6 protein-coding genes and 1 pseudogene are annotated in these 9,839 nt (G+C 70.0%); 5 read left to right on the plus strand and 2 right to left on the minus strand.

Annotated elements, in window-relative coordinates:
• The first annotated feature begins 106 nt into the window (after positions 1-106).
• Complete coding sequence (locus TX83_RS18080) at positions 107-865, plus strand: endonuclease/exonuclease/phosphatase family protein (protein ID WP_064749379.1); 759 nt, start codon at positions 107-109, stop codon at positions 863-865.
• Positions 866-1,439: 574 nt separating this feature from the next.
• Here the strand turns inward: TX83_RS18080 and TX83_RS18085 are convergent.
• Positions 1,440-4,367, minus strand: a complete 2,928-nt coding sequence (locus TX83_RS18085) for a TonB-dependent receptor (RefSeq protein ID WP_064749380.1) — start codon at positions 4,365-4,367, stop codon at positions 1,440-1,442.
• 276 nt (positions 4,368-4,643) lie between these two features.
• A complete protein-coding gene (locus tag TX83_RS18090; protein WP_064749381.1) occupies positions 4,644-5,441 on the minus strand; it encodes a sulfite exporter TauE/SafE family protein in 798 nt (265 codons plus the stop codon).
• A gap of 239 nt (positions 5,442-5,680) precedes the next feature.
• Here TX83_RS18090 and TX83_RS18095 point away from each other — a divergent pair, with 239 nt between their 5' ends.
• The 4 genes and pseudogenes from TX83_RS18095 to cca form a co-directional block, all read left to right on the plus strand.
• A complete protein-coding gene (locus tag TX83_RS18095) occupies positions 5,681-7,768 on the plus strand; it encodes a lytic transglycosylase domain-containing protein (RefSeq protein ID WP_079248295.1) in 2,088 nt (695 codons plus the stop codon).
• A gap of 7 nt (positions 7,769-7,775) precedes the next feature.
• Positions 7,776-8,690: a complex I NDUFA9 subunit family protein gene (locus tag TX83_RS18100; RefSeq protein ID WP_064749382.1), complete on the plus strand. Its 915-nt coding sequence runs from the start codon at positions 7,776-7,778 to the stop codon at positions 8,688-8,690.
• A gap of 194 nt (positions 8,691-8,884) precedes the next feature.
• A complete protein-coding gene (locus tag TX83_RS18105; RefSeq protein ID WP_064749383.1) occupies positions 8,885-9,262 on the plus strand; it encodes a PH domain-containing protein in 378 nt (125 codons plus the stop codon).
• A 174-nt stretch (positions 9,263-9,436) separates the two neighbouring features.
• Positions 9,437-9,839: pseudogene (cca, locus tag TX83_RS23980) on the plus strand (multifunctional CCA addition/repair protein); the annotation flags it as partial.

Below are 9,839 nucleotides of genomic sequence, written 5' to 3' on the forward strand. Positions count from 1 at the left end.
GCACCGGCAGCGCCGGCCGACGGCGCCTCCGCTCCGGCGCCGGCCGCGGCGGCCGCCCCGGCGGCTCCGGCCAAGGGCTGATCGGCCCGCAGCTCAGGGACCTGGCATGACCACACGCCGGCTGCGCCTGCTCAGCGCGAACATCCAGGCCGGCTCCAGCACGCGCCGCTACAGCGATTACGCGACGCGCAGCTGGTCGCACGTGCTGCCCGCCGGCAACAAGCGCGGCAGCCTCGACACGATCGCCCAGTTGGCCGGCGAGCACGACATCGTCGGCCTCAACGAAAGCGATCCGGGCAGTCTGCGTTCGGGCTTCACCAACCAGACCCACTACCTGGCCCAGCGCGCCGGCTTCGAGTACTGGAGCCACCAGCCGAACCGGCGCGTCGGCAGCGTCGCCTCCAGCGCCAACGGCCTGCTCAGCAAGCTCGAACCGCGCGAAGTCGTCGACCATCCCCTGCCCGGCCGCATTTCCGGCCGCGGCGTGCTGATCGCCCATTACGGCCAGGACGACGACGGCCTCACCGTCGCCGTCGCCCACCTTTCGCTCGGCTCCGGCTCGCGCGCCAGCCAACTGGCCTTCATCGCCGAACTGCTGCACGACCACCCGCACGCGGTGCTGATGGGCGACTTCAACTGCTCGCCGGATCGCCCGGAAATGCAGACCCTGTTCCGCAACACTCGCCTGCAGCCGCCCAGCGAACCGCTGGCCACCTTCCCCAGCTGGCGCCCGCAGCGCGCGATCGACCACATCCTGCTCGGCGACGGCCTCAGCTTCGCCGGCGCCCGCGCCGTGCCAGCCGCGCAGTCCGACCACCTCGCCCTGTCGCTGGAACTCGACGTCCCGGAAAGCGCGTTGCGCTGAAGCCCCCGCGCTTCAGAGCAGGAGCGGCGCAAGCCGCGAACGCGACCCCGCGGCGACGGCGCAATCGGCAGTAGCGCGTCGCGGCTCACGCCGCTCCTACAGAGGCCACGGCGCGAGATCGCGGCTACGCGGTCGCGACTCGCGTCGCTCCTACCCCCGACCGAGCGCCGCCCGATCGGGACCGAGACGTCGACCCGCCTGTAGGAGCGGCGTCCCACGGGGATTTCCTCCGGTCATAAGCCGCGACCGGGAGCGCGCAGAACCAACACCGTCATCGTCGCCACCGAAGCGACAGACGGCTTTAGGGGTAAGGAGCGGCGCAAGCCACGACCGCGATCTCGCGGCGACGGCGCAATCGGAACAACGCGTCGCGGCTCACGCCGCTCCTACAGAGGCGACGGCGCGAGACCGCGGCTACGCGTCGCGACTCGCGTCGCTCATACCCTATGCCTGTCCCCTTCGGGTTCTACTCAAGCGGCGGCACAAACGAAACGGCCGGTGGTCGCCCACCGGCCGTTCGGGTTGCTGCGGGTAGCGAGCTACGCCGCGATCGGGTCTATCAACCGAGCCGCGATCAGAAGCGCAGGTCCGCGCGCAGGTAGAAGAAGCGGCCGCCCGGGATGTCGTAGGTGGACGCGTCGTAGCCGTTGAGCGAGCACGACAGGCACACCGGCGGATCCTTGTCGAACAGGTTGTTGACGCCGCCGGTGATCTGCAGCCCCTTCAGCCAGTCGATGTGATATCCCACCTGCAGGTCGTGGTAGGTGATCGCATCGAGCTTGTTCTCGCCGGTCACCGAGTTGTCGCAGTACGGCGAGTCCAGCGCCGAGGCCTGGCAGATTTCGTCCAGCTCGGAGATGTGGCGGATGGTCCACGAGGCGTTCCAGGCGTTGCGCTTCCACGACACGGTGGCGTTGGAGGTCCACTCCGGAATCGCGCTGTCGTTGACTTCCACGCCCGGCTTGCGCGGCTGCACCTGGCCGGCGGCGCCGACCGCGTCGTACTGGGTCACCCAGGTGTTCTGCCAGCTGAGCTTGAACTGGCCCCACGAGGTTTCCGGCAGGGTCCAGAAGACATCCATGTCCCAACCGGAGGTCTTGATCGAACCCAGGTTGGTCAGCTTGTTCTCGAACGAGTTGATGCCGCCGACGCTGGAACGGGTGATGCCGTTGCAGTAGGTCGGGTCGAGGGTCTGCACGCACAGGTTGAGCTGGGTCTGGGCGTCGATCGCTTGCACCGCGCCTTCCAGCGAATGGCGGTAGTAGGTGACTTCGAAGTCGAACTTGTCCGACCACGGCACGCCCGCGGCCCAGGCCGGGCTGTAGACGAAGCCGGCGGTGAAGCTGCGCGCGGTTTCCGGCTCCAGGTCCGGGTTGCCGCCGGTCTGCACCGAGATCTGGCTGTTGGCCTGGGTCGCGCCGGCCGGCACGCCGAGCGCGGCGCAGTTGGCGCGGTTGCCGGTCGGCGGCGCGCCGGTGATCGAGATCAGGCAGGGATCGCTGAGCTGCAGGTCGGCGCGGCTGGCCGAACCGAACAGTTCGCCGATCGACGGCGCGCGGAAGCCTTCGGCGTAGGTGGTGCGCAGCAGGAACTCGTCGGCGACTTGCCAGCGCAGACCGTACTTCGGCGTGAACTGGCCGCCGAAGGTCGAGTAATCCGAATAGCGGCCGGCCAGGCTCAGGTCCAGGCTCTTGCCGAACGAACCTTCCTTGATCAGCGGCAGGTTCAGCTCGACATAGGCTTCGTTGACGTCGTACTCGCCCTTGGTCGGCAGCGACTGGGTGCCGTTGTAGAAGCCGGCGACAGTGATCGGATCGGGGCGGTAGAAGCCTTCGTACTTGCGGTACTCGTAACCGGCCGCGAACGACAGCGGGCCGGCCCACAGGTCGAACAGGTCGCCCGACAGGTTGGCGGTGAAGGTCTGCAGCTTCTGCTCGCTGCGGTCGCGCACGATCGGGCTGATCCAGCTCAGCATCTGCGGGGTGATCGTGCCCGGACCGCCGAACAGATTCAGCGGCACGCAGCCCGGGGTCGCAGCGCACACCGCCGGATCGCCGAGGGCGATGTTGATGTTGCGGATGTTGTAGCTGCCGCGGTTGGTCTGGTCGGCCTCGTTCTTGTTGCTGGCGAAGTTGACGTCCCAGAAGTAGGTGCGGTCGCCGGCATCGAAGCTGCCTTCCACGCCCGCGGCGATGTATTGGGTGTCGACCTGCTGCTCGAAGATGCGCGGGCCGCCCTCGACCGGACGGCGGCCGAGCAGGACCAGGTTCGGGTTGGCGCCCTCGGTGGTCAGGTCGAAGCCGAACGGGTTGAACGGATTCAGGCGCGAGATGGTGATGTGCTCGGACCAGATGTTGCCGGTGCCGGCGTCGAGGCCGAGGAACAGCGGTTCCGGCGCGGCCTGGTTGACCGATTCGCGACGGTTGTACAGCGCCTTGACGTAGGCCTGGACGTTGTCGTTGAAGTGATAGCGGAACTGGGCGAAGGCGCCGGTGCGCTTGGACGGCGTCAGCAGCATGTTCTCGCGGGCGAAGTTGTAGCGGTTCGCGCCGGTGAACGGAATGAAGTCCTGCGGGTAGCGCACGCCGTTGGGGAAGCTGCTGCCGTTGGGCGTGGTGATGTTGCAGAACGGGATCGGCGGGGTGCTCGGATCGTCGTCGGTGTCGGTCAGCGGGCAGGCGGTGCTGGCGGTCGGCGGGGTGATGATGAAGCGGCCGTTCGGGGTCGCCGAGCTGCCGGTCTCCACGCCCAGGCCGGGCACCGGCACGCGCGACAGCGCGCGGTCGCGCGAGAACACCGGATCCTGGTCGACGTAGCTCAGGCCGAGGAACAGATTGGCCTTGTCGGTGTTGAAGCCGTAGGCCAGGTCGACGCCCTGCAGCTCGCCGTCGCCCTTGCCGTACTGACCGTAGTTGAGGGTGACCTGGCCGCCTTCGAAGTTGCGCCGGGTGATGATGTTGACCACGCCGGCGATGGCGTCGGAACCGTACAGCGAGGACGCGCCGTCCTCGAGCACTTCGATGCGCTCGACGATGGCCAGCGGAATGGTGTTGAGGTCGGTCGCCGCGCCCACGCCCGAGGCGGAGGACTCGTTGACCCAGCGCATGCCGTCGACCAGGACCAGCACGCGCTTGGGGCCGAGGTGGCGCAGGTCGACCTGGGCCGAGCCGGCGCCGATGCCGTCGCCGTTCGGCGAGAAGCCGAAGTTGCCCGAGGAGTTGAACTTGGTGTTGAGCGCCGAGCCGGCGCCGGTGAGTTCCTGCACCACGTCGCCGATCGAGGTCAGGCCGGTGCGTTCGATGTCGTCGCGGGTCAGGGTCTGGACCGGGACCTGGCTTTCGATCTCGGCCTTCTTGATACGGGTGCCGGTCACCTGGACCGTGTCGAGCGTGGTGGCGTCCTTGGCGGGAGCGGCGTCCTGGGCTGCGGCGAACCCGGGCAGTGCGATCAACAGGGACAACTGGATGGCTTTCGCCAGGGCATGGCGACGCGACACTTTCATCGACTCTCTCTCCCTCAAGTTATGTGACTTAGCTCTGCTGGCTATTGGCACGCCGTCCGATCGGTCGGAAGGCATCGAGAGGTTGTAAACAATCTGTGAATCCGCCACAAGGCGCAAACAGGAGGGTCTTGCCAAACCGGTCCCAGTTTCGGCCGGGATTCGACGCCGGCAACGGACGCACGGTCGATACGGCGTCGTGCAGTCGCCCGTTCAGCCCGGCCCGGGGACGGGCGTCCTCGTGCGGCCCGCGCGCGCCGCGGCCGCGCCGACGCCGGCTCAGCCGCCCAGCAGCAGGCTGACCGCGACCAGGATCAGGAAGCCGGCGAACACGCGCTTGAGGGTGTCGCCGTGCAGGCGGTGTGCGAGCCGGGTGCCGTAGGGCGCGGCCAGCACCGAGGCCAGCGCGACGCCGATCGCCGCGGGCAGGTAGACGTAGCCGATCGCGTGCGCCGGCAACGCGCCGGCCGGGGCGTTGAGCGCATAGCCCACCGCGCTGGCCAGGCCGATCGCCACGCCGCAGGCCGACGAGGTGCCGACCGCGCGCACCGGCGCGACGCCGCGCCAGACCAGCAGCGGCACGGTCATGCTGCCGCCGCCGATGCCGACCACCGCCGACACCGCGCCGATGACGACGCCCGCCGCCGACAAGGGCAGTCCCTGCGGCGGCGGCGCACCGTCGGCGAGCGCGGCGCGGTTCTTGCCGAACAGCAGCTGGGCCGCGGCGATCAGGCAATAGCCGGCGACGATCAGGCGCAGCCAGTCGCCGTCGATGCGCACCGCGACCAGGCTGCCGAGCCAGCCGCCGAGCAGCAGCCCCGGCACCATCCAGCGCACCGTTGGCCACATCACGCTGCCGCGCTTGGCGTGGGCGCGCGCCGAAGCGGTCGCGGTAAGCACGATGCTGGCCAGCGAGCTGGCCAGGGCGGTGTGCATGGCGGCTTCCTGCGGAATGCCCATCCATGGCGCGATCCAGGCCAGGGCCGCGACCAGCACCAGACCGCCGCCGACGCCGAGCAGGCCGGCGAGTACGCCCGCGACGGCGCCGAGCGCGAGAAACACCAGCCATACCGCCATGCATGCACTCCCATCGGGACGATTCGCCGGGACCCGACGCCGGAACGGCATCGGCGCGGGTCGTCGATCGCGCCGCCGGATTACGTTTCCGACGCGAAGGCCGCATTCTGCACGCCGTCCCGCGCGCTGGCGACCGTGCGCGCGGCGCGGACACGGCGAGCGCGACGGCGATAGCAATCCGTGCGCATCGCAGGTGCGTTCACATAAGGCATTCATCCGCTGTGGGCTATAGTCCGGCGATGCTCCCGCGCCCTCTCCGCCTCGCCGTCGCCGCGTTCGTCGCGGCCCTCGCCACCACCGCCTGCGCCCAGACCACGGCCTCGGCGCCGAGCCCCGCGGGCACGCCGGTCAAGCCGCGCGCGATCGCCAATCCGCTGCCGGCGCCGGCGGCCGATCCGCAGTTGCCGCGCGTGCGCGCAGCGCTGGAAGCGGCCGAGCGCGGCGGTTTCGATGCCGGCCAATACGCCGATCTGTCCCGCCATCCGCTGTACGGCTGGATCGAATACGCGAACCTGCGCCGCAACATCGATGCGGTCAACAACGGCCAGGCCGCCGACTTCCTCGCCCGTCGCGGCAAGGAAGCCTCCGGCGACGCCTTCCGCGAGATCTGGCTGGCCGCGACCGCGCGCCGCGAAGATTGGCCGAGCTTCCTCGCCGCCTGGACCCCGCGCAGCACCGGCGGCAAGGAACGCAGCGTGGCCCTGCGCTGCGCCGAATTGAACGCGCGCCAGGCGCTGGGCCGGGCCGACGCGGCCTGGAACCGCGAAGCGCAGGCGATCTGGCGCAGCAGCGGCAAGTCGCTGCCCGACGGCTGCGATGCGCCGTTCGCGGTGTTGGCCGCACGCGGCGGTCTTTCGCCGGAGCTGCGCTGGGAACGCATCGAGGCCGCGGCTGCGGAGTGGCAGCCGGCGGTGATGCGTGCGGCCGCGCGCGGCCTGCCCGCCGCCGAGCAGGCCCAGGCCAACGACTACGCCGCGTTCCTGGACAACGTCAACGAGCGCGCGCTCGCGTGGCCCAAGACCGAGCGCAGCCGCAAGATCGCCTCCTATGGCCTGGCCAAGCTGGCCAAGGCGCAGCCGGCCAGCGCCGAAGCGCAACTGCCCAAATACGCCGGCGCGCTGAACTTCAGCGACGAAGACCGCGGCCGGGTGCTGTACCAGACCGCACTGTGGTCGGTGGCTTCCTACGATCCCGAATCCGCGCGCCGGCTCAACGCCGTGCCGGAGGTGTCCTACGACGAGCGCCTGCACGAGTGGCGCGCGCGCGAGGCGATGGCGCGCTCGGACTGGGCGGCTGCGCTGGCGGCGATCCGCAAGATGGGCGCCAAGCAGCGCGGCGAGTCGCGCTGGCAGTTCTTCGAGGCGCGGCTCAGCGAGCGCGCCGGCGACAAGGCCACCGCCGCGCGGCTGTACGGCGAAGCCGCGCGCAAGACCGACTTCCACGGCTTCCTGTCCGCCGACCGGCTCGGCGCGCCCTACGCACTGTGCCCGGTGCAGCCGACCGACAGCCTCGCCGCCAAGACCGCGGTCGCCCGCGACGGCGCGGTGATGCGCGCGATGGGCCTGTTCCAGATCGACCGCAGCGGCTGGGCGGTGCGCGAATGGGACGAGGCGCTGAGCCGCTTCGACGACACCCAGCGCCGCCTGGCGATCGAGGTCGCGCAGGGCTACCAATGGTTCGACCGCGCGGTGTTCTCGCTCAACAAGACGCCGCAGGAACAGCGCCTGTACTACTTGCGCTTCCCGCTGCACCACGGCGACACCATCCGCCGCGAGGCCGCCGCCAACCGCATCGACTCGGCCTGGGTCGCGGCCGAGATCCGCGCCGAAAGCGTGTTCAATCCCAAGGCGCGCTCCGGCGCCAACGCGATGGGGCTGATGCAGGTGCTGCCCGGCACCGGCGCGCAGGTGGCCAAGAGCCTGGGCCTGCCCTGGGGCGGCGCCGCCAGCCTGTACGACTCCGACACCAACATCGTGCTCGGCACCGCCTACCTGCGCCAATTGCTCGACAAGTACGGCGGCCAGCCCTACTTCGCCATGGCCGGCTACAACGCCGGCCCGGCGCCGCTGGCGCGCTGGCAGTCGCAGCGCCCGGGCATGGAGCCGGAGTTCTGGATCGAGACCATCAGCTACAAGGAGACCCGCGAGTACGTGGCGCGCGTGCTCGCCTTCAGCGTGATCTACGACTGGCGCCTCAACGGCGACGCGATGAACGTCGGCGACCGCCTGCGCGGCGTGGTCGACGGCAAGCGCAAGGCCTTCGTCTGTCCGGCCGAACCGATCGCCGCGGCGCCGGCGGCGGCCGCGGCAAGCGCCGAAGGCGAGTGAGGCCGCGATGGCGCGCCGTCACGTCCTGGTCCTCGGCGGCACCGGCTTCGTCGGCCGGCATCTGGTCGAGCGTCTGCTGCGCGAACGCTGCCGCATCACCGTGCTCAGCCGCGGCGTCGAGCCGGCCAAGAAGCGCCTGCTGTCGCGCGACGCCAGCCTGATCGAAGGCGACGTCGGCAATCCGGATTTCCTGCGCGCCGTGCTCGACGACGTCGACGCGGTGGTCAACCTGGTCGGCATCCTCAACGAGCGCGGCGACAGCGGCGCCGGCTTCGAGCACGTGTTCGTCGAACTGCTCGACGCCCTGATCGAGGCGATGCGCGACATGGGCGTCCAGCGCCTGCTGCAGATGAGCGCGCTCAATGCCGGCACCGGCCAGAGCCATTACCTGGAATCGCGCGGCCGCGCCGAACAGCGGGTGCGCGCGAGCAAGCTCGACTGGACCCTGTTCCGGCCGTCGGTGATCGCCGGCCCCGGCGACGGCCTGTTCTGCCGCTTCGATCAGTTGCTGCGCTATGCGCCGGCGCTACCGATCGGCCGCGCCGGCGCGCGCTTCCAGCCGGTGTGGATCGGCGACGTCGTCCAGGCGTTCGCCAACGCGCTGAACGACGACCAGCACATCGGCCGCAGCTACAACCTGGTCGGCCCGGACGTGCTGACCCTGGGCGAGATCGTGCGCGCCACCGCGCGCGCGCGCGGCCGCCTGCGTCTGGTGCTGCCGCTGCCGGATGCGCTGGGCAAACTGCAGGCCGAGGTCGGCGAGCACCTGCCGGGCAAGCCGATCAGCCGCGACAACTGGCGCTCGCTGCAGACCGATTCGACCAGCGTCGAGAACGGCCTGCTCAAGCTCGGCGTCGAACCGACGCCGGTGCTGCCGAAGTTGCCCGAGATTCTCGGCCTGGCCCCTGTAGCAGCGGCCTAAGCCGCGACCGCCGCAGAGGCGATCGGCAGCGTTGTCGCCGAAGCCCGGACGTTCGGACAATACCGCTCCATGCGCCGCGGGTCTTCGGGCGCTACGCTCGCGCGCACCGCTGCAGCGGTCGCGTCTCACGCCGCTCCTACCAGCGCCGCAGCGCTGCGCTAGGATGGAGCCATCTCACGCGAAGGGAATGCGCCATGGGCCTGCTCGACACCCTGCTCGGCCACGCCGGGGCCAAATCCGCCGACAAAGTCAACGACGACTTCGCCCCGCTGCTGGCGCCGGGCGAGACCGTGCAGCGCGCGTTCGGCGAGATCCGCGACCTGATCGTATTCACCGACCGGCGCCTGATCCTGGTCGACAAGCAGGGCGTGACCGGGCGCAAGACCGAGTTCCTCAGCCTGCCCTACCGCAGCATCGTCATGTTCTCGCTGGAGACCGCCGGCCATTTCGACCTGGAAGCGGAACTGCGGCTATGGGTGTCCGGACAAGCGAACCCGATCGTGCGCCACCTCGGCCGCAGCGCCGGCGCCGAAGACATCATCGCCCTGCTGGCGCAGAATTCGCCGCGCTGAAGAGCCGGGATTCGGGATTGGGGATTCGGGATTGGCAAGAGCAAAGGCTCCCGCAACTGAACAACTCCGACGAATCCGCCCCCGCCCCAGCGAGGCGACACGCATCGCCGCCCCGCTTTTACCCATCCCGGATCCCCAATCCCGAATCCCGAATCCCGAATCCCCGTCCCAAGCATGAAAACCTATCTCGTCGGCGGCGCGGTCCGCGATGCCTTGCTCGGCCTGCCGGCCGGGGATCGCGATTACGTGGTGGTCGGCGAAACGCCGGAGGCGATGCTGGCCGCGGGCTTCAAGGCGGTGGGCAAAGACTTTCCGGTGTTCCTGCATCCGGACAGCGGCGAGGAGTACGCGCTTGCCCGGACCGAGCGCAAGTCCGGCCGCGGCTACCGCGGTTTCGTCGTCGACGCCGATCCCTCGGTGAGCCTGGAAGAGGACTTGGGCCGGCGCGATTTCACCATCAACGCCATCGCCCGCGCCGAGGACGGCCGCCTGGTCGACCCCTATGGCGGCGCGCGCGACATCGAGCGGCGGGTGCTGCGCCACGTCGGACCGGCCTTCGCCGAAGACCCGCTGCGGG

The organism is Lysobacter antibioticus HS124 (assembly GCF_000336385.2).
Classification (GTDB): domain Bacteria; phylum Pseudomonadota; class Gammaproteobacteria; order Xanthomonadales; family Xanthomonadaceae; genus Lysobacter; species Lysobacter firmicutimachus.